The organism is Paenibacillus sp. SER-28, assembly GCF_052906305.1.
Genome location: NZ_JBRECM010000002.1, coordinates 740,105 through 762,439, shown reverse-complemented (window position 1 = coordinate 762,439; position 22,335 = coordinate 740,105). Strand labels below are relative to the sequence as shown.

23 protein-coding genes are annotated in these 22,335 nt (G+C 44.4%); 3 read left to right on the top strand and 20 right to left on the bottom strand.

Features of this window, described 5'->3' with window-relative positions; translation table 11 throughout:
• Positions 1-14: 14 nt before the first annotated feature.
• The 3 genes from rbsD to ACUYLD_RS09060 are packed head-to-tail and all read right to left on the bottom strand — an operon-like array spanning position 15 to position 2,350.
• The gene (gene rbsD, locus ACUYLD_RS09070; RefSeq protein WP_069289656.1) at positions 15-449 is read right to left on the bottom strand and encodes a D-ribose pyranase; all 435 of its coding nucleotides are present in this window, start codon (positions 447-449) and stop codon (positions 15-17) included.
• Position 450: 1 nt separating this feature from the next.
• A complete protein-coding gene (gene rbsK / locus ACUYLD_RS09065; RefSeq protein WP_061828264.1) occupies positions 451-1,329 on the bottom strand; it encodes a ribokinase in 879 nt (292 codons plus the stop codon).
• Entirely contained in the window at positions 1,322-2,350 is a 1,029-nt protein-coding gene (locus tag ACUYLD_RS09060; RefSeq protein ID WP_165176955.1) for a LacI family DNA-binding transcriptional regulator, read from the bottom strand. The genes rbsK and ACUYLD_RS09060 overlap by 8 nt, the downstream gene beginning before the upstream one ends.
• A 212-nt stretch (positions 2,351-2,562) precedes the next feature.
• On the opposite strand from ACUYLD_RS09060, the gene ACUYLD_RS09055 reads away from it, so the two are divergent.
• On the top strand, positions 2,563-3,288 hold the full coding sequence (locus ACUYLD_RS09055) for a DsbA family oxidoreductase (protein ID WP_446674838.1): 726 nt from the start codon (positions 2,563-2,565) through the stop codon (positions 3,286-3,288).
• Between the two features lie 79 nt (positions 3,289-3,367).
• Here ACUYLD_RS09055 and ACUYLD_RS09050 read toward each other — a convergent pair whose 3' ends face one another.
• Together ACUYLD_RS09050 and ACUYLD_RS09045 are read right to left on the bottom strand one after the other, a co-directional pair.
• On the bottom strand, positions 3,368-4,156 hold the full coding sequence (locus tag ACUYLD_RS09050; protein WP_446674837.1) for an SDR family oxidoreductase: 789 nt from the start codon (positions 4,154-4,156) through the stop codon (positions 3,368-3,370).
• A 208-nt stretch (positions 4,157-4,364) separates the two neighbouring features.
• Positions 4,365-5,339 carry a copper amine oxidase N-terminal domain-containing protein gene (locus ACUYLD_RS09045; RefSeq protein WP_446674836.1) on the bottom strand — a complete coding sequence of 325 codons (975 nt, stop codon included), beginning with the start codon at positions 5,337-5,339 and terminating at the stop codon, positions 4,365-4,367.
• 251 nt (positions 5,340-5,590) lie between these two features.
• On the opposite strand from ACUYLD_RS09045, the gene ACUYLD_RS09040 reads away from it, so the two are divergent.
• Positions 5,591-6,508, top strand: coding sequence for an AEC family transporter (locus ACUYLD_RS09040; RefSeq protein WP_235309707.1), 918 nt, complete (start codon positions 5,591-5,593; stop codon positions 6,506-6,508).
• Between the two features lie 342 nt (positions 6,509-6,850).
• Here ACUYLD_RS09040 and ACUYLD_RS09035 read toward each other — a convergent pair whose 3' ends face one another.
• The 4 genes from ACUYLD_RS09035 to ACUYLD_RS09020 form a co-directional block, all read right to left on the bottom strand.
• On the bottom strand, positions 6,851-9,922 hold the full coding sequence (locus ACUYLD_RS09035; RefSeq protein WP_446674835.1) for a X2-like carbohydrate binding domain-containing protein: 3,072 nt from the start codon (positions 9,920-9,922) through the stop codon (positions 6,851-6,853).
• Positions 9,923-10,403: 481 nt separating this feature from the next.
• The gene (locus ACUYLD_RS09030) at positions 10,404-11,576 is read right to left on the bottom strand and encodes a M20 metallopeptidase family protein (RefSeq protein WP_446674834.1); all 1,173 of its coding nucleotides are present in this window, start codon (positions 11,574-11,576) and stop codon (positions 10,404-10,406) included.
• A gap of 114 nt (positions 11,577-11,690) precedes the next feature.
• Positions 11,691-12,398: an oligopeptide/dipeptide ABC transporter ATP-binding protein gene (locus ACUYLD_RS09025; protein WP_446674833.1), complete on the bottom strand. Its 708-nt coding sequence runs from the start codon at positions 12,396-12,398 to the stop codon at positions 11,691-11,693.
• 187 nt (positions 12,399-12,585) lie between these two features.
• Positions 12,586-13,095, bottom strand: a complete 510-nt coding sequence (locus ACUYLD_RS09020) for a GNAT family N-acetyltransferase (protein WP_023988942.1) — start codon at positions 13,093-13,095, stop codon at positions 12,586-12,588.
• A gap of 116 nt (positions 13,096-13,211) precedes the next feature.
• On the opposite strand from ACUYLD_RS09020, the gene xerS reads away from it, so the two are divergent.
• On the top strand, positions 13,212-14,312 hold the full coding sequence (gene xerS / locus ACUYLD_RS09015; protein ID WP_446674832.1) for a tyrosine recombinase XerS: 1,101 nt from the start codon (positions 13,212-13,214) through the stop codon (positions 14,310-14,312).
• 4 nt (positions 14,313-14,316) lie between these two features.
• Here the strand turns inward: xerS and mobB are convergent, their stop codons facing one another.
• The 11 genes from mobB to ACUYLD_RS08960 form a co-directional block, all read right to left on the bottom strand.
• A complete protein-coding gene (mobB, locus tag ACUYLD_RS09010) occupies positions 14,317-14,865 on the bottom strand; it encodes a molybdopterin-guanine dinucleotide biosynthesis protein B (protein WP_254328514.1) in 549 nt (182 codons plus the stop codon).
• On the bottom strand, positions 14,862-16,139 hold the full coding sequence (locus ACUYLD_RS09005) for a molybdopterin molybdotransferase MoeA (protein WP_446674831.1): 1,278 nt from the start codon (positions 16,137-16,139) through the stop codon (positions 14,862-14,864). Before ACUYLD_RS09005 ends, mobB begins: the two co-directional genes overlap by 4 nt.
• A gap of 323 nt (positions 16,140-16,462) precedes the next feature.
• Positions 16,463-16,594 (bottom strand): hypothetical protein, encoded by a 132-nt coding sequence (locus tag ACUYLD_RS09000; RefSeq protein ID WP_322160877.1) that lies wholly within the window; start codon positions 16,592-16,594, stop codon positions 16,463-16,465.
• Positions 16,567-17,115 (bottom strand): accessory gene regulator ArgB-like protein, encoded by a 549-nt coding sequence (locus ACUYLD_RS08995; protein ID WP_446674830.1) that lies wholly within the window; start codon positions 17,113-17,115, stop codon positions 16,567-16,569. The genes ACUYLD_RS09000 and ACUYLD_RS08995 overlap by 28 nt, the downstream gene beginning before the upstream one ends.
• Positions 17,066-17,779, bottom strand: coding sequence for a hypothetical protein (locus tag ACUYLD_RS08990; protein ID WP_250261223.1), 714 nt, complete (start codon positions 17,777-17,779; stop codon positions 17,066-17,068). The genes ACUYLD_RS08995 and ACUYLD_RS08990 overlap by 50 nt, the downstream gene beginning before the upstream one ends.
• A gap of 192 nt (positions 17,780-17,971) precedes the next feature.
• On the bottom strand, positions 17,972-18,124 hold the full coding sequence (locus ACUYLD_RS08985) for an SRPBCC domain-containing protein (RefSeq protein ID WP_446674829.1): 153 nt from the start codon (positions 18,122-18,124) through the stop codon (positions 17,972-17,974).
• A gap of 292 nt (positions 18,125-18,416) precedes the next feature.
• The gene (locus ACUYLD_RS08980; RefSeq protein WP_250261221.1) at positions 18,417-19,172 is read right to left on the bottom strand and encodes a DUF4247 domain-containing protein; all 756 of its coding nucleotides are present in this window, start codon (positions 19,170-19,172) and stop codon (positions 18,417-18,419) included.
• Between the two features lie 13 nt (positions 19,173-19,185).
• The gene (locus ACUYLD_RS08975; RefSeq protein ID WP_007432513.1) at positions 19,186-19,692 is read right to left on the bottom strand and encodes a DUF4178 domain-containing protein; all 507 of its coding nucleotides are present in this window, start codon (positions 19,690-19,692) and stop codon (positions 19,186-19,188) included.
• Between the two features lie 24 nt (positions 19,693-19,716).
• Positions 19,717-20,124 carry a DUF350 domain-containing protein gene (locus ACUYLD_RS08970; protein WP_446674828.1) on the bottom strand — a complete coding sequence of 136 codons (408 nt, stop codon included), beginning with the start codon at positions 20,122-20,124 and terminating at the stop codon, positions 19,717-19,719.
• Positions 20,125-20,253: 129 nt separating this feature from the next.
• On the bottom strand, positions 20,254-20,922 hold the full coding sequence (locus ACUYLD_RS08965; RefSeq protein ID WP_013310486.1) for a PspA/IM30 family protein: 669 nt from the start codon (positions 20,920-20,922) through the stop codon (positions 20,254-20,256).
• Between the two features lie 87 nt (positions 20,923-21,009).
• Complete coding sequence (locus tag ACUYLD_RS08960) at positions 21,010-22,032, bottom strand: NADH:flavin oxidoreductase/NADH oxidase (RefSeq protein WP_081330763.1); 1,023 nt, start codon at positions 22,030-22,032, stop codon at positions 21,010-21,012.
• Positions 22,033-22,335: the final 303 nt, after the last annotated feature.

Sequence of the window (22,335 nt, the reverse complement as noted above, 5' to 3'; positions counted from 1 at the left end):
TATTCAACATTGATTTATCCAAAATGAACTCCTGCCTGCAAAATACAATTGGCAAATGGCTTAGCCTCTCCTGTACGAATGACCGCCTTCGCATAACGGGTCAGCTCCTTGAATTGTTCATGAGAGCAAAACTCAATGACGGCAGTCTGCTTATTAATCTGTGGATGTTCTAATTGCTCCCCTGCAAAGTTGCGCATAATATACTGCAATGCTTGTTCATTTTCTTGTTTGATTTCTTCGGCCAGCGTTACTTTTTCGATCACCATATCTGCTGCAATGACATCAACAACGTCCTGAAAGGATGGAACACCCAGTTTAAGGGCCAAATCAATTTTGGTAACGCCTTCAGGAACAGGTAAGCCGGCATCAGCCACGACAATATAGTCTGTGTGGCCGAGATCCGCCAGTATTTTGGATATATGACTGTTGAGGATTCCATGTTTCTTCATATTATATTTGCTCCTCCACTTCACGACGGGTTGGCATTCCACCTTGGGCTCCAAATTTGGTTACGGACAATGACGCAGCACGATTAGCAAATTTCACACTGTCGGCCAGCGATTTTCCTTCGGCCAGTGCCACTGCAAAAGCAGCGTTAAACGTATCTCCTGCACCTGTTGTATCAACGGCCTCTACTTTATAAGTAGGAACCACGACTTCCTGTTCTCCGTCGAAGAATCGTACACCGTTGCTGCCCTCAGTCACAAACAGCTTGTTGGGATATTTACGCAACGCTTCTTGCAGGCTCATATCCTTAAACATAATGGCAGCTTCATGCTCGTTTGGCGTAATGTAGGTCGCATTCGCAATTACGCTTTCTTCCACTTCACGAGCCGGGGCTGGATTCAGCAACAAGGGTATCTGGTATTTCGCACAAATCTCGCTTACGTAAACAACCGTTTCTGTTGGTATTTCCTGTTGAATTAGCACAATATCCGAACTTCGGATGACGTCAAGCGCTTCTTCCACATAGGCGGGTGTCACTTCATTATTTGCTGCTTTTACCACGACAATACTGTTATCACCTTCAGCTAGTACAATATGCGCTGTACCGCTTTCCATATGTGTAACCGGTTTCACATAGCCAGTATGAACATGATTTTCTTCAAAATTTCGTAAAATCTGTTCTCCAAAATGGTCATCCCCTACACGTCCAATCATCGTAACGTCTGCTCCGAGTCGTGCTGCGGCTACTGCCTGATTGGCTCCTTTACCTCCAGGTACGGTTGTAAAGCTTTCACCCAATACCGTTTCACCAGCACCGGGACGTTTGGACGAAGTAACTACAAGATCCATAGAACTGCTTCCGATAATCGAAATTTTAGCCATCATAATCCACCTTTCTCGTCGTTTCCCGTTCTATAAATTTGACGGGCAATTGTATGCTTGAATAGGTAAGTACTTTCGAATGAAGATTAGGTACGCTTGACTTCGTTACTTGTGACTGCTCAATCAACTGAATGAGTAGTCCTGCTGCTTCCCAGCCCATTTCATAAGCAGGTTGTCGGATCGTTGACAAAGGCGGGAATAACAAACTGCTTAATGGTATATCATCAAACCCGATAATTTGAACATCATCTGGGATTTTCTTTCCTAATCTATGTGCCTCATGCATCACCGCTGTAGCCACGATATCGTTACTTGCGATAACTCCGTCCGTATCCGGGTACTTGCTAAACAGCTCTTTGGCCCACGACTCGGCCTCCTTGAATGAAAAGGAAGTTGTCTCGACCACATGGTAAGCAATTCCGGATTGCTGAAGCTCTTCAACCGCCCCGCGAAAACGGTCTTGTGCTGGACGAATATGTGCAGGGCCCTGCATGACTGTAATTTGTTTGCTGCCGCGGGCAACCATTTCTTGAGCAGCCAAGCAACCGCCATGGGCTCCATCCGCATATACGGAGAGGCTGTCACTGGAAGTTCGATCGAGAAAAACGACCGGGATCTTCAGTTTGGCGTAACAGTCGGCATCGGGATCATTGGTAGAAGAAATAACACCAACGACATTATTTTGAACAAAAGTATCCATGTAATCCAATTCTTTTTGGCGATCTTCATCACTATTACCGAAAATAATCCGAAAATCATTTTCCTGCATTCGATCCTCCACCCCACGAGCTAACAAGGGAAAGTAAGGGTTCGTAATATCCGGCAGCAGCAGGCCGATTAATCTGGATTTCTTTTTATACAAAGAACGTGCAACTTCATTGGGCTTGTAATTTAACTGCCTCACAGCAGCCTCTACCTTTCGCCGTGTATCCTCATGTACATATCCAGTTTCATTAATAACTCTGGATACGGTCGCTACGGAAACACCTGCAAAGCTGGCGACTTCTTTAATTGTTGTCATAGTGTAGGTTCAACTCCAATGTGTAACCGGTTACACATATAAAATATCATAGCATTAATTTTTTGACAAGCATTAATTATTTGCACGTTGAATGCTTTAGCTTTATAATTCTTATTGTAACTAATGAAGTTCCACCTTTATACACATTCTAAAGTGGGGAGCACCTCTCCCGGTTACTCAATAAAATACGTATACATGGAGGCTTTTTCCTGATGAATATTGAAGTATGGTCTGATTATATGTGCCCATTCTGTTATATTGGCAAACGCCGTTTGGAGCAAGTATTACAGCAATTTCCACATCGCAATGAGGTGCAATTGACATTCAAGAGTTTCGAATTGAACCCGGATGCTGTGAGAGATAGCGGTAAAACGATCAATGAAGAACTATCCGCTAAATATGGGGTCAGTCTGCAAGAGGCTCAGGCTTTGAATGATCGAATGAACGAAAACGCACGCTCTGCGGGTCTTGATTATAATATTCATGCCATGGTGCCGACGAACTCTCTTGATGCTCACCGCTTAACACTTTGGGCTCAAACACAAGGCAAAATGCTGGAACTGAGCGAGCGTTTATTCCAGGCTGTATTCATCGAAGGCAAGCATACAGGGGATCATGAAGTGCTGGTAGCGCTGGCTACTGAGGTTGGTTTGGATCAAAAGGAAGCGGCTGCTATATTAGCCAGTGATCGTTTTACCGACGAAGTTAGAGCTGATGAATCCGAAGGCGCTGAGTTAGGTGTTCAGGGTGTACCATTCTTTGTAATTGATCGAAAATTTGCTGTTTCTGGTGCCCAGCCGGAGGAAGTATTCCATGATGCGCTTCAAAAAGCATGGGATGAACGCTCACCTTTCACCATGATAAGCGGCAGCTCGTCCAAACAAGATGAAGGTGGTATATGTACCGACGAGGGTTGTGAGCTTCCAGGCCGTGAATGAAGATTTTCTATTCCCTAGATAAATTTTAAAAAAGCGTGCCAGCACCCAATTAAACCTGAGGCTTGCACGCATCTTTATTTTATAACGTTTTAATCATTCCGCCATCCACAAGGATGGTGCTCCCTGTCAAATAGGATGAAGCTGAAGACGCCAGAAAAGCAACAACTTTACCGAACTCTTCAGGCTCTCCATACCGCCCCAATGGAATGCCCTCTTCTGCTTGTTTACGAACCTGATCTGTCGTTTGCTGGGTTTTCTCAGCTCGATGCTCGTCCAAGCTACGCACGCGATCGGTTGCAATTCTCCCCGGTGCTACAGTATGTACCAGAATATTATGAGGAGCTAATTCCAGAGACAATGTTTTCGCCAATCCAGCGACTCCCGTACGTAGCGTATTTGAAATGATTAACCCCGGAATTGGCTGTTTAACTGAGGAAGAAGCAATATTTAAAATCCTACCGTTTTGTTGTTTTTTCATATAAGGTAACACCTCACGGATCAACCGGATATGACTAAGTAAATTTTGTTCAAAGGCCTGCATCCACACTTCATCTGTAAAATCATCAAAGGTACCGGCAGGAGGCCCACCCGCATTGTTAACCAAAATATCAACGGTGCCAAACAAATCAGCTGTACGGCGGATGGCCTGGGAGATATGTTCTGGTTTTGTTACATCGCAAACTACATATTCAACGCGGCCACTCGCTGTTTCCAGTAATTCCGCCTGCGTCCGCTGAAGCTCTGCTTCGTTCCGTCCTGAAATGACGACATTCGCACCCTCGCGTGCCAGCTCCCGTGCGCTTGCCTTGCCGAGTCCTTTACTGGAACCTGCAACAAAGGCTATTTTTCCCGTTAATCCTAAATCCATCTATAACACTTCCTTTTCTCAGTGTTCTCTATTTAATTGTACACATGACCAGCACATAATGCGAATAGCTTGGTAGTATCATGAATACGAAATCATTAATTGCAAGGTAAAACAAAAAGGCCTGACATTTAGTTAGGGGCCCTTTTTGCTTTACAAAATTTTGTTTGTTTACAACACGTTATGATGTTGATGTAGCAGTAGTTGTTGGCTACTCGTATACAACAACGGACTGGCTCTCAGGCTCCCATTTAACATTTGTCCCCAAGGCCTCTCCGATTACCCTTACAGGTACCATTGTTGTCCCATCCACTATGGATGCTGGCTGCTCGATAGAATACGGCTGACTGTTAATATATGCTTTCGGACTGTTAACAAATAATTTGACGGACACGCCGTTACGGGTGACAGTAACAGCTTTTTCTTTCGGATCCCAAGAAACCTTTGCATCCAAAGCTTCGGAAGCTGTTCTAAACGGAACAAGTGTGGTCCCATTGCGGTTAATCGGTTTGGCATCGTATTCTTCACCATTCACGAACAGCTTCATACCCGGCGGCCGTCCAGCCTTCTTCGAGAATTCACCGAGCTTTTTGTAGCTGTCCAGGTCGGACACATTAGCCAGTACCGCCTCCTCCTGCATGTAAACGGCATCTGTCACATTTCCGTTTTCAGCCAGTAGCTCAGCTGCCTCAGTCAGTGCTTTACCAGAATTCCGGATCAATTCAAGTTCAGCAACCTGCTCTGGAGTCAAACGGTCCGGGTATTTCGTAAGCAGCAGATTCGCAATAACCGCTCCTGCCGGCTTATCCTTCGTATTTTCTACCGCGTGAAGCAGACCCTTGTAACCGTTGCGTCCCTTGTGACCATTATGGTCTTTGGACTCTTCGTACGTATCATCCGTTACTGCAACAGGTTCGGTTTTTCTGATTTCTGCGAGTTTTTCTTTTTTACTGTTTTCATCCTTTTTACCGGATGCTTTTTCCTTTTGTTTTTTGGACTGATCATTGTCTGAGTCATAGGGATTGATTAGCTCTTCCCCACTCTTTTCATTCCCGTCTTTAACAGACGTCTTTGCTTCCTGTTTGTTCTCATGATCATTTCCGCGTCCCTGCTTGGCCTCAGCGGTTCCTGCTGCCAATCCCAAGACCAGTATACACGCTAATAAAGCTGTCCAAGTGTTTCTCATGATGCGATTCCTCCTTATAGTAAAGACCGGGCTCAAATGTCCCTAGATGTATTAACGGCTTCTCTAAGCTGATTTTTTATCTTTTCTTTAACTAATGTGTGGGACACCAATATAGCCGCAGTCCAGATTGCCAAAACCACTATAAAATTTTATTATACGCCTAACCTATTTACACAGTATAATGAGAATTACACATGGATTTTTAAGTATCAGCCTTTACATTCGCATAATAGAAAGAAGATGAAACAGACATGTTCGGCACCATTCTTTTGGACGTTGTTTTACCTATTTTTGTACTTATCGGTTTTGGTTGTATCATGCAATATTATTTTCGACTGGATTTGTATACCTTAGCTAAAATCAATTTTTACTATATCACCCCCGCAGTTGTGTTTACGGGTCTTTATAACTCGGAAATTTCTTTAATGCTCATGGGTGAGGTTTCACTTTTTTATGCCTTGTACATAGCTATTCTGTACGTAATCAGCACTACCGTCGCCAGATCTCTGAAATACAGTCCCGGAATGCGTGGAGCTTTTACAAATAGTGTAATGCTAGATAATTCAGGAAATTATGGTCTACCAATCAATCAGTTGGTGTTCAAAGGTGACCCTTTGGCCATTTCCGTTCAAGCTCTGATTATGACCTTTCAAAGCTTTGTCACATTTACATACGGCACTTTTGTTGTGCAAAACGGCAAGGCCAATACTCGAAAAATATTAATTAATTTTTTAAAAATGCCTGTTCCCTATGCGCTTGCGCTAGGTTTGCTCCTAAATCTGCTGCATAGTCCATTGCCTAATTTACTAGCTGAACCTTTGAATTATATTAGTCAGTCGATGGTTGCCGTGGCTCTGCTTACTTTGGGAGCACAAATTGTGCAATATCCCTTTCGTTTGCGCCGGACTGCCGTGTACATCAGTATGGTACTACGCCTGATTGTTGGTCCAATGGTCGGTTTTATGCTCGTCTTGCTGCTGGGTCTTAAGGGAATTCCCGCTCAAGCCTTGCTCATTGCATCGGGTATGCCTACCGGCGTTAATACCAGTATTTTGGCGGAAGAATATAAAAACGAACCCGATTTTGCCGCACAAACAGTATTACTTTCCACGATTGTGAATGTCATTACGATGACCCTATTAATTTCAGCATCCCGGCATCTTGTTTGAGGTGTATGATCAATATAAAAAATGGATTAGAGACGCTTTTTGTCTAAGGACAGGAGCGTTTCCTTTTTCGAGATAAAAGAACATATGTTCCCGTCAGTGTTTCTTTTTCTACTTAAAGTGGTTTGTTTGTTTTGTGGAGATTGTATGCGAGAAATAGTTTTTTTCTATTATGAATTTTTCATATAGTGAAATAATTATACTATTTAATTTGAATCTCTATTATCTGCCTGTTTTCAATTTGCCGTTGCTTTTTCCCAAAAAAGAATGCGGGACAACAAGGTCATCAAAAATAAAGCCAGCTCACTCATTAGAGTGGCTGACTTAGGATTATCCTTATTAAGGTTAGGGCTCAATTCCCCATTGCTTGCTTCCAGACAGGTAAGCGGTTATTTTAGCAGAATCTTGTAAACTGTTTGCTGTGGGATTAAATGAATAATCATCGGTTTGTGTGTAACTGCTCCAGTCCTCTTTGGATATCCGGGTTTGTAACTCCACACTTTGACCGGGCTCTAAAGAACCCGCAGCCGAGTTAAACCCGATTTCTGCATAAGAATCTGCCCCTGGCTTCGCATTGGATAATGTTTTGAAGCTAGCAATCACATTCCCTGTACCGACGCTCGACCAATCCGTGAAGAAATTTTGTGCTTTCTCCCCGTTAATGGTGTAATAATAACGCAATGTCACGTCTGCTAGGGAAATTGATGAGGTTCCCGTATTAGTTATTTTAAACTTGGAACTGATTGTATTGCTTGTGTCGGATACATTCCCATTGAAGGCTTGCACCTTCAGAACGCCCTCGCCTGTTCCCGGCTCACTTGGCGTATCCCCTTTCACCGTAATCGTGAACAACGCATCAGTGCCTGTACTAAAATGGAAGTTGAGCGTGGTCTCTCCTTTAGGAAGTTTCGATAAATACTTGTTAGTAAGAACGACTGTTTCTTCACTAACTGTATAATCTTCACCCTTGTTCAGCACCACGCTCCCCTGCTTGATCGCTTCTAGCGTATTACCGTTAAGTGTAAGCTTGACAGTAATATCGGTATTGCTGTTATCTACTCCATAGGTTGCAGTCGTTGGTGTAATACTTGCTTGCCCGGTAGATGGCTGATCACCACCCACACGATCTGCCACCAGAATGCCGCGGCCATTCGTTCCCAGATAAGCACGTCCGTAAACCCGAGGGTCCCCAATAATTTTGGTCACTCGAGCATATTGATGCTTGTCATCATTAATGCGCGCCCAGTTTGCGCCAGCATCGTCCGAACGGTAAAATCCACGTGTACCATCAATTTTACCAACGATAAATACCGCTGCATTCGTACGGTTCGGCGCTGCCTTACCAAAGCCTACAAAATCCGCTTCCTGCACATTAGAGAGCTTGGTGAACGTAGCGCCAGAATCCTTGGAATGCCATAAGCCATATGGCCCTCCATCCTCGGAGCCTCCGGCGAACCATACATCTCCTTCTGCTCCTCGTACAGCATCAATATCAGTATTGCCTGCTGTCGGTAAGCCAGTTACCGCTGATGGCGTAAAGGATACGCCTCCATTGGTGCTCACATATATTTTCCCGGAGGCAAATGCGTAATATTTATTAGGGTTCACTCGATCAGAGACGATCTTTGCATTCGCTGGAATCCCTGTGCTTGCTGTCCATGCGTTGCCGCCAGTTTTGGAGTAGAACACACCTTTGTCCGATGTACTCCACAGCAAGCCATTCCCATCTGCCGCTACGGCGATGCTGCCTCCTCCTGCTGTACCGGAAGGCTCGCTATTTGCCTTATACCAGTTGGTTCCGCCATCATTAGAAAAACCGATGGATTTGGCATTTGGATCTTTTTTATAATCTGCTTTACCTACCCGGGCCATAAAAGAAGGACTCAACTCGGCATAATCGATGCTTTCGCTGCTTGTAAAGGTCGGATTATCCAGCATTTTAGCTGGAGCCTTGAACAGATCGTCATGCCTGAAACCAGAGACATCACCTACTGCGCTCACCAAAGGCGCGCCAACTGGAGGGCTCACCAAATCCAAAATCGCTGTTTCCTCTACCCCTTTAGCGGCTACCGAAATATCCAGTTTTCCACCTTTATCCCAATTGGTCAGATTTTTAGAGCCATAAATCGTAGCTCCCGTGCCGTACAGCATATGGTCTGAATTAAACGGATCTATCTCCAGATCTCCGATCATCCACCCTAGCTTGGGCGATACTTCCGGTGGAGCAGGATTGGCATTGAAAGTCAGCCAAGGCGCACCGCTTATATCCAGATTGTATTTCAGCTTGCGAGACGGATAACCATCGAACTCCCAAATAGGACTCCAGGTTGCCCCACTATCCGTGCTGCGGTAAATCGTTTCATCCGGCCACCAGGCATTCAAGGTAGCAACCATAAGTGTACCTGGCTTCTGGGCATCCACCGTCAGTCCACCATATCCAAAATGATTGTCCGCGCTGCTGCTACCAATAGGGCTAATGTTAGTCCACTGCCCGCTTGCTGTATTCAATTTCCACAGTTCACCCTTTGTTCCGTCATATGGACCAGCTCCATCGCTATAAGAAATATACAAGTTGCCGTCCGCTGATAAAACGCCGTGATGTGGCAAATAGCCCGTAGGCTGTCCCGCTATAGCAGACCAGGTTGTCCCGCCATCTGTACTGCGATAGACACTTTGCTTTTTATCTGCAACACCTACATAGATCGTCTGCGTTGCTTTACTGGAAGAGCCTGTTTTTTTATCAAAGGTAATCCAGGCCAAACCGACAATGTCGCTGGTATATTCATTGGAAGGGTCCTGTACATACGTCCCTGGATTCGGGAAACTGCTAACCTTGCTCCAAGTTGCTCCGAAGTCAGAGCTTTTCCATAGTCCATTACCACTTCGAGCTCCAAAGAACAAAATATTATTCTTATTTGGATCAATCGTCAGACGTTCACCCATTGAACGCCCCGGCATATTGCCCCCCACCTTAAAAGGAAGCTTGGTTGTCTTCCACGTATTGCCCCTGTCGGTGGAACGCATAATCTGCCCGTTTTGTTTATCCCATGAATTAGTATACGTACCTGTAGCTATATATACACGATTCGGATCAATAGGATCGGTCGCCAGTGCATCGACACCATTTTTGTTCCAATCCTCCCAGCCCACAGAATCCGTCAGCGGAATCCAGCTCTCATTGGCAGCATTCCAGCGGTAAGCTCCTCCAATATCTGTACGGGCATAGATTAGGTCTTTTTCCGTTTCATTAAAAATAATGCCAGGTACAAAACCACCACCTCCACCCGTAACGACACTTTTCCAACTGTAATCGTCACTTGGAGCAGCATGAGCCGGTGCTATCATTCCTGTCCAGGAAGCACCCGCTACCACAAGCGCCAAACAAGCAATTCTCAACCTGTTTTTTGCCTTAGTCAATGAATTCAACCTCCTTCTTCAATATCATTTGAATATGCGAGTCATTTTGAAATCAAAGTAATCAGCCGATTCTGAATACGTTCCTATCGTTATCGTTGCCTCTCACAAATCTGACAAATGTTTTCTCAGGCTCACCCCCATTCAACCAATATATACGGTGCGATACTCGTTTTGTTAGCGCTTACATTGGTGTCTTGCTCAATAGATTCGTCATCTTTTTTTCATTTCCTTGTGTGAAAAATCAAGATAATGCAATATTATCTCCTGCTCCTCAGCTTATAATATGAGGTTTGGACTTCCTTCAGAGTTAACACCTTTTATTTAATTCTATTATGAATTTTTCATATAATGAATTAATTACTTCATTTTCATTCTTTATGGATGTCAAAATACTTTGATTTACAACAAAAAACCGCGCATAGCGCGGTTCCAGCTTACATTGCTTCCGTTAATACTGTCGTCAGTTATAAACATATGCATATTATTGCAAGTATTCAAGCGCCAGAGCTAAAAAAATATGTCCTGAGATGAGCAATGCTCGCTCATCAAAATCAAAGTGAGGATGGTGATGAGCAAAATGCGTTCGTTCATCCTCATTGCGTGCACCCACATGAATGAATGCTCCCGGTCGCTGCTCCAAATAATAAGCAAAATCCTCTGCTCCCATGACCGGCTTCAAATTCAAAAAAGCGTCTGCTCCATACAGTCTGCCAATGAGCTCGCGTACACGTTCCGTTTCGGCTTCGGCATTCACCAAAGAAGGATAGCCATTCAAATAGTCAATTTCGTATCCGGCATGATAAGCCTCAGTCAATCCCTTGACGATACTGCGAATTTCATTCTCGACTTCCTTACGCACTTCCTTATTAAACGTACGTACAGTCCCTTCAATTTTGGCCTTATCTGCAATCACATTAAAGGCAGTTCCAGCTTGAAATACCCCAATCGTTAACACTGCTGATTCAATAGGGTCCACCCTGCGACTAACCACCTGCTGCAACCCGTTCACAATTTGACTGCCGATAACAATAGAGTCCACCGTCTGATGCGGTCGTGCGCCATGCCCGCCTTTACCGTTGATCTGGATCGTAAACGCGTCGACAGCCGCCATCGCAGGCCCACTCTTTAATCCAATTTTACCAAGCGGAATTTCAGATGCGAGGTGAATACCGTATACCGCCTCTACCCCATCCAGACAGCCATCCTCAATCATAAACTTGGCTCCACCAGGCGGTTTTTCTTCTGCATGTTGAAAAATAAACACAAGCTTTCCCTTCAACGCCTCACGGTTATGGCTCAATACGCGTGCCACTCCAAGTAACGCAGCCGTGTGACCATCATGTCCGCAGGCATGCATAACACCCGGAACGGTCGATTTATAAGGCACATCCTTTTCATCCTGAATGGGAAGCGCATCAAAATCAGCACGAAATGCAATCGTTCTACCTGGCTGACCGCCTTCTAAAAACCCGAGCACACCGTTTCCACCCACATTCGTTCTTACCTCAATGCCAAAAGAGCGCAATTGATCGGCGATAAATGCAGACGTATTCGTTTCTTCAAAAGAAAGCTCGGGATGCTGATGTAGATGTCTTCTCCATGCAATCAGCTCTTGTTCACCATCTTTTAATTCCTGAACCCATTTTTCTAGCATAATACCCTCTTTTCCTATTGAATTTATATACTTCTATCCTTATCTTACCATGAATGGCCTATAGAATGTAGTTCTCTTATCATACCGATAGCAGATCAAAGGGGTGTCTTGAACCTAGTACGGGTAATGACAAGCGGCATAATGTCCTGTGCTAATCGCTGTCAGTTCAGGCACTTCCTCACGGCAACGCGAGGTCGCTAGTGGACAGCGGGTATGAAAACGACAGCCGGATGGAGGCTTCGCAGGCGAAGGAATCTCACCTTGTATCGTAATTAACTCCCGGCGGTTTTTCGGATTTGGATTAGGTATCGATGCAACAAGCCCTCGGGTATACGGATGGGCAGGATGCCTGAACAACTCGTCACTTGGCGCAATTTCTACAAGTTTTCCCAAGTACATAACCCCTATCCGATCTGAAATATGGCGGACTATATGCAATCCGTGTGCGATAAACAAATAGGTCGTATCCAGCTTACGCTGTAAGTCCTGAAGCAGATTGACAATCTGCGCCTGAACGGAAACATCCAAAGCCGACACTGCCTCTCCTGAAATACCATCGCCATCTTTTTGCCGCGAAGTGAGCTTAATTCCTGTTGCGACAAAACGGTCAAATCTAATGTACTGCAACCGTATTTGTCGTTGGGCAATTCGTCCGTTTTCATAATCGGTTAGCCGCATAATCGACTTGGGGGTAAACGTTTTTCCGCTGCCGGATTCACCGTTGGGGCAGACCATTTCTCCCGTCCTGATCGTTAGTGATACGTTGTCGAGTGCTTGCAGTAAACCTTTTTTAGTGTGAAATTCGACCGTATAAATGTTCAATCTTCAGCAATGATGACAAACGAACTTCCTCCTTCTATAGCACTTAAGAATAGGCTTTTTGATGCTAATTTGCATTTCTTTTCGGGTCCAACTGGTCTCTTAGAAGCCTTGAATTGATAACAAAAAAAGAGCCGACAGGATACTCTCCCCGACTCTTTTTCATTACTGACTTTCTATTTCGAATTTTTCAGGTATTGAAAAACTGACTTATATTCCCTCTTACCGGATGTGTTTGTTCCCTGTACTCACCTTTCGTATAGCTTCCAATCACCTTACGCCAAAAGGATTGTGCCGGCCTATTGGTGCTCATTTGGGTCACCTTCCAACGTCCGTTAAAACGTCCAAACAGCTCATGAGCCGCCCAAGTCCCAACCCCATTATGCCGATAAGGACGAAGTACAAAGAACTCAGCCATGTAGTAGTCAGCTTCTCGATTGCTGGACATTCGGTCAACGAGTGCAAAGCCCACAGGAATATCCTGTCTCCAAATCAGAAAAGGCAGCTTCTGTTCACCGCTCGTCCAATATTGATACAAGTCTGGATAAGCCGGGAATGTACCCTTCTCAGTGACATCAATTCGAAGATAGGCTGTAAAATCGTATAAATAAAATTGCATGAGCTGTACAATAATGTCCTTTTGCGACTCCGGTACACTCTTAATAGACAGCTTCAGTTCCGATTTGATATTATACCCCATACTTTCACCTCTCTTGGCGGTTCAATCTGTTCTTTAACTTCGAATTACATCCCATCCAGTGCTGTTCAAAATATGCTAAAATACATATATATTATGACCGGACGAGGTGGAACCCAATGAATATACAAAAGATCATCGACCGGCGCAAACTAGATGAAAAAATGCCGGGATTACCATGGTACGTGCAGCAATTTATGGATTACAAGCTGCCCGACCTGTCCCCTTCCACACTACTAGAATATGTGCGGGATTACCAAGCTTTCTTTTCATGGCTTCGCTCGGAAGGCTTGTCTACTGGAGAAACAAATGCCCAAGTTACACTGGAAGAATTGGAGACACTTCATATGGACAGTATTACAGGCTTTCGATTATTCCTGTCTACTAAGCGCGAAGGCTCCAACTCCCGTATTACCATTTCACGTAAGCTATCGTCCCTGCGTTCGCTTTTTCATTATTTGAGTCAGATCGCTGAGGATGAAAATTTTTATCCGTTGCTCAAACGCAACATTATGGCCAAGGTCGAAATCAAGCGTATACATAAACCCAAGGATACGGCGGCCAAGCTTAAAGGTAAAATACTGGAAGAGGAAGAACTGCTTGAATTTATCGGTTATATTTATGAAGGCTATGGTCACGATTTGGCCGATAACAAGCAGGCGTTATATTCCTATGAACTAAATAAGGAACGGGACGCCTGCATCGCCAGCCTCATTTTGAACTCAGGCCTGCGCGTATCTGAAATCGTCAATCTGAATCTGGATGATTTAGACATAAACAATAAATTACTATATGTGTACCGCAAAGGCAATAACGACGAAACCTTTAAAACGCCGGTGTATTTCCGCGAGCAATCCAAAGATGATCTCATACTTTATTTGTCCCTGAGACATACCCGTTACCGCGCCCCCAAAAAAGAAAAAGCTCTCTTTGTCGCACGTCCTAACGGCAGTACAGAAGGCAAACGGATGACCAAAAGAGCGATTCAGGCAATGATCATCAAGTACGCCAAGCGTTTCGGCAAGCCTTACCTTACCGTGCATAAGCTTCGTCATTCCTTTGCTACTGATTATTATTTACAAAATGATATTTACAAAACAAAGGAACAACTGGGGCACGCTTCGACAGAAACAACAGAAGTGTATGCCCACCTGACTGACAAAACCATGTCCCAGGCGATCGAACGGCGGGTAGAGACTCTAACCGACTCAGCCGATTGATGTCTCACCCCTGCTTATTCCTCATTCCTTCTATCTGCTTTTGAATCTGTTCGAGTAGCCAGCGGCCTGCGGGTCCGTTGGCCTCGGCAGGAAATATCTGTATCATTTCATCTGAGTAGTGACCTTGAGCCCAATCCATTTGATGCTCCCAAACCGCTATCCCCTGCACATTTGTCAGCTTATCGGTAAGCTGAGCATCCGATTGTTCCCGCACCATGACCAGCTTTGGATAATCCTCCTGCTTGAAGCCTTCCAGCAACACACAATCATAGGCCTGAAAATGCCGGATCAGACTGGTGACAGGCTGACTATGCTCCTCTAAAATGGCTGTTCTTCCAGCCGAAACAATAGCTACGCCTTCAGCACCCGCCTGTCGGTGCTTGTACGTATCTGTACCCTCATGATCCATTTCAAATTCATGTCCATCATGCTTGATCACTGCGACGCGGAGACCTGACTTCTGCACATAACGAATCAACCCTCCGAGAAAGGTCGTTTTCCCCGTATTTTTGAATCCGACGATTTGACATACAAATGGATGTTTCGTATTCACGTTACCTGTCCACCTTGTAATACCAGTACTCGCACCTCTTCACCTTCGCGTAATCCTTCTGTTGTAGGAGGAATTACGATCAGACAGTCGCTGTCCTTAATGGTCACCATGACACTGGATTCATCTACTCGCGCAGGAATCGCGTATACTTGCCCACCACGTATCTCCAGAGAGCTGCGTACAAAGCGTGTATAGTTGTTTACCTTCGTATAATCTGCGCCTAACTTCGCCGTCCAGGTTTGTAAATATGGATGTGCCGAAGATAACATCATTTGGATCGTCGGCCGTACAAACAGCTCACAGCCTACAAAGCACGCACCGGGGTTGCCTGAAAGCGCAAATAACAGCTTGCCGTCAATCACTGCGGCTGTGGTCACACTTCCTGGACGCATCGTAACCTTGTTGAACAGCATATTCACATCTTCCTGTCGTACCAGGTCACCCATAATATCAAAATCCCCCACCGATACTCCTCCACTCGTGACCACGATATCATAGGCAGCTATGGCTTCACGTACAGAGGTACGGGCAAGGCTCAAATCATCATGAATGGCTTGTAAAATGAACGGCTCGCCTCCTGCCTCTCTAATTTGAGAAGCCAGCATATATGTATTACTGTTTCGAATTTTCCCTGGTTGTAACGGCTCATCCACTGCAAGTAATTCCGATCCTGTAGAAAAAACGGCCACCCTTGGCTTCCTGTAAACAGGTACCTGATGTACTCCAAACGTAGCCAGTACCGAGATGTGCCCTGCTCCCAGGCAGGTTCCCTTACTAAGCAAAAGCTGACCTTCCTGAATCTCATGACCAATCTGTGTCACATTTTTGCCAATCTCCATACGCTTCTTTAAGCCGACATATGTCTCTCCATTTTCCTCACGCAGCTGTGTTGCTTCCAGCATGACAACCGTGTCCGCTCCATCAGGTAATTGCGCTCCTGTCATGATGCGGGCAGCCATTCCAGTCTCCACCCGCTTGTCCGATACGGTGCCACATGGAATTTCATCAATCACATGTAACCAGATTTCCTGACCGGACGAGCACACTTCAGTGTCCGATCCAAGGATCGCATAACCGTCCATACCTGAGCGACGAAAACGGGGATACGGGTGTGGTGCGGTCAAATCCACCGCCAAATAGCGTCCATGCGCCTGCTCCAGCTCTACGTCTTCCCTTTCACCCTGTTTAACATGGCTAGCTATCCTGCTTTGCGCCTCTTCCACCTGAACTGCTTTACGCTGGAATTTTTCTGCGTTTAATGATATATGATTCATAATCTCACTCCGTTCTTCTACAATGCCCTCTTTCTGTTATAACGCTAAAACCGTTATCTGGCAAATCGGGGGGGTGTCTAAGTATGTATGGCAATAAAAATAACCCGTGAATTCTACGGGTCATTTCTATAACTTTTTAAGTGCTTTAAGCTTATTATGAGACATAGAGCAAGTGAAGTCAGATTCTTCGAATCGTACCTCCAAATGCGTTAGACTCGATCTCACAAAACCAAGTCGTGATAGCTGAAAAGCTGCCTTGCAAGTCTGTGCGGTTAGCCCGATCGTATAAAAGCAATGCCCCAAATTGAAAACGCGGTACTTCATCAGTTCTTTTCTTTTTTCTTAAGCTCAGCTGGTATCGGTTTAGCACCAAATACTGTTTTTTCATTTTTGGTAGATTCATTAGCGTATTTTCCCAGTCTTATATTTAAAGCTCTCGCCAATTTCTTATCCATTTTCGTTCACCTCCTTTCCATAAAGGAAGAATGCTGAATGCTTGAATAGCTAAAGCTAAACATATTATGTGGGACTGTATAAAAAAATTCACTGCGCATACCAAAACACATACCGTTTTATAATATTTGTGGTTATTGGTCTTATGAATATAAATAAAATGATTGGGTGCATAAACTAAAAACACTAATATTGAACAAGCATTAATAATCAAAATTGTTGATAAATTTAAAGAGACGAAGGGTATAGTTACACATATTGCCGTTGTAAAACAGACACAAAATGTAAGATTACTGAAGTGTGCCCCTCCTGAAAATCTTCTTACAAACATGATAGTAACCAGAGCGAATAACGATCCCAAAAAATGCCCGGTCATCCAAGCGATAACCGCAACCATTAGTATCGACGACACTTCGGTAATTTTTATACCAAGCGCATACTCCATCACTTCTACACTTGTTGGGCCATCAGGATCAGCTTTTTTTATTTCCGTTGCGATGTACCTTGATAGCGCTTCTAGCACCCTCGTAATCTCCTCTCTCTGAAAAGAAATACGACAAACCGAAAGTAAGCAATGAAATGGATAGTAATCCTATGGTATTTGAGCTATAGAGCATATACAAAGTAATAAAAATGGTGGCAGCTGATATTAGAGCACCTAGAATCAACAGCTTATTTAGAGACGATAAGTAATTTTCAGCTCTTAAAAAATCATGTGGAGGCTGAATTATAAACGAGAATCCAAAGTTATATTTTCCCATCACAAAAGAAATAAAGTACGCAATAATAATAGAAGATAACTGAATAACGTAAATAGAAGAGCCAGAAGTATCATTAATAACACCTGGTTCTGCTACTCCGAAAAAATTTGCAAACAGAAATACAAAAAGTTGTAGGTTAATGTAGGCTGTTAGACCAGAACCAGCAGAAAAAGCTGCTAGATGGGTTTTGACCCCTAAACCGAATCTAAAAAAGATAACCATTAACAAATACTGAAGCGGCAAATCTAATTTAGGCAAGCCTATAACTTCCCTCATTAGAAAGGAAAACAAAGCTATGCCCATTGCATAGAATAATATTTTTGTGCGATATTCCCTCACGGGAAGCATATAAAGCTTTAAGACCAAAATAACAGCGGCCAAAGCATCGAATACACCAAGTAATATATATAAAAAAGCAGATAACACAGATACACCATCCTCTTATTTCGCCTGTTGTAATTGTATATTTTACTAATAGATGTGGCAATGAAATAATCTAGTAAACTGGTAATATTTGTTTTTATGTAAGGTAAATATTTATTTTTGTCGTCAAAAAATATGAAAAGAACGATTTTAAAATCGCCCTCTTGTTGCAATTTTAGCCTGTAACCTTCTGAATTATCTATCTGGCATCATCCTTTCGTCGAGCAGCTCAATTACAAGCGGCCAAGCCTGCTCATGTTGGTTCCTTGATTTCTCATCTGGAAAACCTGCATGCGTTAAGTAAAGATGCGTGCCATTACCGCGAGGTTTAAGCTCAACGGAGAACACTCCATTTTTCGTTCCACCATTAGATTAAATGGTCTTTGTGAAAGATCTGGCCAAGAAATAGATAGTACCATTTAATTTTCAATCCCTTCAATCAAACAGAGTTTTGATTATCTCTACATTATTATATCCATAAAGATGTAGGTTGCGGCTGCTTTCCCTTATCTGTCCACTTCTACTTGATGGCTGTGCCGCTAGATGATCACCAGCGTCATCTCTAAAAATAAAAAAGGAACTGTGCATCAGTACCACAGTTCCGCGAATCTTTTGTTTTAAAATAAATTGACGATACCCGTCATCGTCGACTTCGTCGGCTGATTTTACCTGAACCGCTACGTGTTTTGGGCTTACTATAAGATCTACGCGGCGAATCAAATATGCTGGAACCGCCGCTGTCGCTACGGTCACGTGAAATCGAGCCTCTGCTCGGTGAACTGTTGGACCCTCTGTCGAACAGACTTCCGCTTGATCCAACACTGGAATCCGAGTTCTTTCCTCTACGGGTAACCGAACCTTTCCGCTCCACCGTAATCGGCGGAATCGCCTTTTTCTCCTGCACCGTAGGGGCACGATATTGGCCCTGAGAAGGTCGGTATACATCCCTGCTGGAGTAGCCCCGATAGGAGCCTGAACCACGCAACGAATCAAACAGAGCATCCAGCACAGTTGCGGTTAAGTATCCTTTTAGAAAGCTTGAACTGTAATTTTGTTCGACATACTTTTTACTGTCAATCTCAATGAGTGTATCTTCCTTCTTAGCTGGATCTTGCTGCAAATGGTACCACTCATCGCTATATACCAGAAACATCCGCTCATTGCTCTGCGGTGACATTTGTTCCGGTGTACGCTGTTCTTTCAATTCCTCCGCTACTTCCGGGACTGTCTTGCTAGCTGCCCGGTATACATACGAGGTCGAGTTTCCGCTGCCACTAACCGATTCCAGCGGATACGTATCTTTTACACTTGGCGCGCCGCAGCCGCTTAACACGGATACGAACAAGCTCAGCGCCACCATGATCTTTAATGCATACTGCCAGGTGCGTTTGCTCATGTGTAACCCTCTCCTAGCTTGCCCGAATAACCTTGACGTCTCCGGTAATCACTTCTTCTCCTTCATAAAGCATAAAGCGACCGTCCTGCCACTCTACCCGCAACAGATGGTAATCATCAGACTGGTACTGCCAAACATGCTGCTCTCCACCCTGTCGGAAAGGAGCACGGCCCATGACGGTAACATGCCCAGAATACTGCTCCTCCAAATGATACGTTGTATCATCCAGCTCTAAAATGGTCGGCACTTCCTCAGGGTTGTCAAGTCTGCCGTCGATGGCCTGATATAGTCCGAATTGCAGTGTTTCCCGTTCCTCAATATGAAGATAACTGACTTGATTACCATCCTGAAGCGTCAAAACAACGGCATTCCGGGCACGATTATGTACACGACCTACCACTTCATAGGTAACAAGCGACACTTCACAGATATCACCTGGATTTAAGTGAAGCATGCTTTTCTCTGCTTTTGGCGGCTCCGGCTTAGCAAATAGATTTGAAATTCGTTTCCACACACCCATGGTTATATTCCTGCCTTTCTTAGCCTAGAAGCATGCTGTAATGATCAAGGCGCCAACCAGATGCAGCGCTCCTGAAAACAGACCAAAACCAATTTTACCTTCCTGTGTACCTTTATCCAGATCAAACTGAGCCCAGTACCGCAACAGCAGACGTACAATAATTTCCAAAACAAGCAGGATGACAAAGGCGATCACAGAATACACAAGCGCTTCGAGCAAATTATTAGCTGTAGCGATAGAGCCCGACAAAATATAGCCTTGTGCAACCAGCTTCATAATCATTCGTACCGTTACGGCCATATTTCCAGCTTTCACTTCGGCAAAATCCTTATACTTCGTAAATAAAGAGTCGATATACATTAATGCGAAAATCAAAATAGCCCCCGCACCAGTCCATACAAGCATTGCTTTCATCGTTTCTAAAAAATGCATTTCATACCATCCTCCACATCTTCTTGACCTTCATATAATGTTTTGCGCCTCCAGGCAGGGAAAAGCGAAGGAGAAACGTTTCTCCTTCGCTTCCTGAGCAATCACACTTGGTGGCATTGCTAAATGTTCTTATTTATTTTCGTATTGCTTTAACAAAGCGGCAAGCTCATCGTCCACGGCGCTTTTCTTATCCAGCTCTTTGAACTCCTCATCCAACGATTTTTCCTTAGAGGACATTTCGTTGCTCGCTTCGGCACGTGCTTCTGCTTGCAGCATTTTTTCTTCCATACGCTTCAATCCGGCAGTTGCCGTATCAGAGCTAAAACCGTTCATAGCTTTGTTAATTTCGGTTTGCGCTTTAGCTGCATTATAACGGGCAACCAGTGTTTCGCGCTTGTTTTTCATTTCTGTCAGCTGTCTGCGCATTTCATCCAGCTTGCCACGTAGATTATCGGCTGCAGCTTTGTTCTGTTCGTAACCAGCTTTGAACTCGTTCATTTTTTGTTCAGCAGATTTCTTTTCTTCCAGCGCACGACGGGCCAGATCTACATTTTGTGCTTTTGCAGCGGTATGTGCCTGTTCTTCACGTTTCTTTACCAAAGCAGCCTGTTCTTCGTATTGCTGTTTGAACCTCTTTTCAATAGCAATTTGAGCGGCTACCGCTTTCTCTGCATCTTCCAGGTCCTCTTGCATATCACGAATGTATTGATCCGTCATTTTAATTGGATCTTCTGCCTTGTCGATAATGGCGTTAATGTTGGACATCGTAAGATCTCTTAATCGTTTGAAAATAGACATGTGAAGTTCCTCCTAGAGTTGAATGCTTAAATTTTAAGCTCTGTACACATGTTTACGCAAGCTTTGCAAAGAGGGTTTCAAAAATATCTAAAAACCGCGCAAGTAAGGCTCTGGGATGTCGGCCTGTACTTTTAGCTCCCGCGATGCATGCAGCGCCCAATAGGGATCACGCAGCATGGCACGCCCTATTGCTACCAGATCAGCTTCTTTCTGCTGAACAACCCGGCGGGCGTCCTCATAATCATCCAGTAAGCCAACAGCAATCACAGGTACATTCAGCTTTTCACGGATGGTATGAGCCAAATCCACCTGATAGCCGGCACGCGCAGACGGGCCTCCGCCAGAACCAATCGGACCCTCACCACCAGAAGATATATGGAAAATATCCACACCTGCATCACGATATCGTTCCCCTACGCCTGTTATGTATTCCACATTATATCCATCCTCGACGTATTCTTTGGCAGATATCCGCATAAGCACAGGCATATCAGCAGGAAGAACCTCTTTAACAGCATGTATGACCTCAACACCGAACAGTGACAAATCCTGCCCATATTCATCTTCTCTGGTATTTGTTAAAGGCGAATGAAATTGATGGATCAGATAGCCGTGAGCGCCATGTATCTCAACCGTATCAAAACCGGCTTCCACCGCGCGGCGCGCGCCTTCTTTGTATGCCTGGACCAATTCCCTGACTTCAGCTGTCTTTAAGGCGTGCGGCTTTTTAAAGCGTTCGCTAAAAGGAATCGTGGACGGACCTACAGGTTGCTCAGCATCTTCAGCCTTGCGTCCAGCGTGGCCTAGTTGAATACCAATCTTGGCACCATACTTGTGGACTTCCTCTACAATCTTACGATATGCAGGAATATGTTCGTCACTCCAAATACCCAAATCACGATCCGTAATACGTCCATCTGGATGGACCGCTGTCATTTCCACAATAATAAGTCCAGTGCCTCCTACTGCCCGGCTCACATAATGGACATGATGCCAATCCGTTGGATTTCCGTCCTTGGCCTCCACGCTGTATTGGCACATCGGGGGCATGACAATCCGATTTTTTAAAGAAAGCCCCTTTAATTGATAAGGAGTAAACAAGTCGGTCACTTTTATCCATCCTTCCTTCAATTCCATGTCTGTATAATTATGAATTGCATCCCCATTATACACCAGCTGTCACAGTATACCGAATTCGTTGTAAGGCTAAAACTTGCGAAAATGCTCCTGTTTTCGGTCATGTTTAAGAGAATATGTACGTTTAGCTCCATCATCTTCATTGATAATCGTTTCATCGTGGGCTTCTTTCCAGTCGTTTATGAGCCGAACTTGGTTACCAGCATATTTTTAATAAGACAGGTACATAATAGTCGAGAGCACCACTAGGTACCACTGCACGGAAAGGGGGGGATA

Bases quoted from the DNA above. Each gene is read 5' to 3' on its own strand.
- ACUYLD_RS08965 (WP_013310486.1), bottom strand. From the start codon at position 20,922: ATGTCTATTTTCAAACGATTAAGAGATCTTACGATGTCCAACATTAAC.
- ACUYLD_RS09020 (WP_023988942.1), bottom strand. From the start codon at position 13,095: ATGGGGTATAATATCAAATCGGAACTGAAGCTGTCTATTAAGAGTGTA.
- ACUYLD_RS08970 (WP_446674828.1), bottom strand. From the start codon at position 20,124: ATGCATTTTTTAGAAACGATGAAAGCAATGCTTGTATGGACTGGTGCG.
- ACUYLD_RS09005 (WP_446674831.1), bottom strand. From the start codon at position 16,139: ATGAATCATATATCATTAAACGCAGAAAAATTCCAGCGTAAAGCAGTT.
- ACUYLD_RS09000 (WP_322160877.1), bottom strand. From the start codon at position 16,594: ATGGATAAGAAATTGGCGAGAGCTTTAAATATAAGACTGGGAAAATAC.
- xerS (WP_446674832.1), top strand. From the start codon at position 13,212: ATGAATATACAAAAGATCATCGACCGGCGCAAACTAGATGAAAAAATG.
- ACUYLD_RS09030 (WP_446674834.1), bottom strand. From the start codon at position 11,576: ATGCTAGAAAAATGGGTTCAGGAATTAAAAGATGGTGAACAAGAGCTG.
- ACUYLD_RS08980 (WP_250261221.1), bottom strand. From the start codon at position 19,172: ATGAGCAAACGCACCTGGCAGTATGCATTAAAGATCATGGTGGCGCTG.
- ACUYLD_RS09050 (WP_446674837.1), bottom strand. From the start codon at position 4,156: ATGGATTTAGGATTAACGGGAAAAATAGCCTTTGTTGCAGGTTCCAGT.
- ACUYLD_RS09060 (WP_165176955.1), bottom strand. From the start codon at position 2,350: ATGACAACAATTAAAGAAGTCGCCAGCTTTGCAGGTGTTTCCGTAGCG.
- ACUYLD_RS09055 (WP_446674838.1), top strand. From the start codon at position 2,563: ATGAATATTGAAGTATGGTCTGATTATATGTGCCCATTCTGTTATATT.
- ACUYLD_RS08975 (WP_007432513.1), bottom strand. From the start codon at position 19,692: ATGGGTGTGTGGAAACGAATTTCAAATCTATTTGCTAAGCCGGAGCCG.
- rbsD (WP_069289656.1), bottom strand. From the start codon at position 449: ATGAAGAAACATGGAATCCTCAACAGTCATATATCCAAAATACTGGCG.
- ACUYLD_RS09040 (WP_235309707.1), top strand. From the start codon at position 5,591: ATGTTCGGCACCATTCTTTTGGACGTTGTTTTACCTATTTTTGTACTT.
- ACUYLD_RS09045 (WP_446674836.1), bottom strand. From the start codon at position 5,339: ATGAGAAACACTTGGACAGCTTTATTAGCGTGTATACTGGTCTTGGGA.
- rbsK (WP_061828264.1), bottom strand. From the start codon at position 1,329: ATGGCTAAAATTTCGATTATCGGAAGCAGTTCTATGGATCTTGTAGTT.